The organism is Neisseria sp. P0022.S010 (assembly GCF_051956635.1).
Window position 1 is genome coordinate 1 of sequence record NZ_JBQCXF010000689.1, and the last position, 1,406, is coordinate 1,406.

Annotated in this window: 1 protein-coding gene; it reads left to right on the top strand. The window is 55.1% G+C overall.

What is annotated here, in order from left to right; genetic code table 11:
• Positions 1-1,202, top strand: a 1,202-nt coding sequence (locus tag ACTHUT_RS20680; RefSeq protein ID WP_440419680.1) for a M16 family metallopeptidase, incomplete at its 5' end; no start/stop codon positions are given.
• Positions 1,203-1,406 lie beyond the last annotated feature (204 nt).

The following is a 1,406-nucleotide window of genomic DNA, read 5'->3' on the forward strand; positions in this document are numbered from 1 at the left end:
AAATCGGCAGCGTGGATGAAAAACCGGGCAAAAGCGGCCTGAGCCACGCTTTGGAACACATGATGTTTAAAGGCACGAAAGACGTTCCCTCCGGCGAGTTCAACCGCCGCGTGTCCGAGCTGGGCGGACAAAACAATGCCTACACCAGTCGCAATGAAACGGTATATTACGAAAACGTCGCTGCCGCCAACCTGCCCGAGATTCTGAAGCTCGAGGCAGACCGCATGCACAACCTCAACTTCAGCGACAAAGAATTCCTCAACGAGATGAACGTCATCCGTGAAGAACGCCGCCAGCGCACGGAAGACACAGCCGACGGCAAAATGTGGGAACAAGCCTATCTTGCCGCCTTTACCCAACCGTCCATGCGCGCCTCCGTCATCGGCTACATGAAAGATTTGCACACCCTAAAAGCCGACGACCTGCGCGCGTGGTACAAACAATATTACGCGCCCAACAATGCCGTATTGGTCATTGTCGGTGATGTCGATGCTAAACAAACGCTTCAGACGGCCGCCAAACTCTTTGGCGATATTCCGGCCAAAGCCCAGCCGCCGCGCAACAAACTCCATACCGAACCCTATTTGCGCAAGCCTGTTACGGTCAAAGCCACTTCTCCGGTCACACACCAGCCGCTGATTGCCATCAACTTCCGTGTGCCGAAACTCCAAAAATTCGACGACGCAATGCCTTTTGCCCTCGACGTCCTCTCCGATATTTTGGCAGGCAACGCGTCCAGCCGTTTTGACAAAAATCTCGTGCGCGGCAAGCAAACCGCATTGAACGCAGGAACGCATTACGACATCATCAGCCGTGAAATGCCGCTGTTCAGCGTAATGGCCATGCCTGCCGAAAGCGTGAAAACCGATACTCTGATTGCCCAGCTGCGCCAAGAAATCAAAGACATTGCCGACAACGGCGTTTCCGAAGAAGAATTGCAGCGCGTCAAAACCCAAGCAGCGGTCAGCGAAATCTACGCCAAAGACTCCATGTCTTCCCAAGCCTCCATGATGGGCCGCCTCGAAGCGCGCGGTTTCCAATATACCGACGAACAAGAAATCCACCGCCGCTTACAGGCAGTCAGCGCGCAAGAAGTACAGGCCGCCGCCCGGATGTTGACCGACGAGCGCATGAGTACCGTCATCATTGAGCCGCAAAAACCTGCCGCCGCGCCAAGCAAAAAAGCTGCCAAACACCGATAAACATCAGGCCGTCTGAAAGCCCATACCCTTTCAGACGGCCTTAACAGAAAGCCACAACATGAAACCCACCCTGCTCACCCTTGCCCTACTCCTGCCCTTAAGCGTCCAAGCCGCCACCGACATCCAACGCTGGCGCAACCGCGACGGCACCCAAATCCTCCTTGTCGAACGCCACGAAAACCCCATCATCGACCTTGAAGTCAG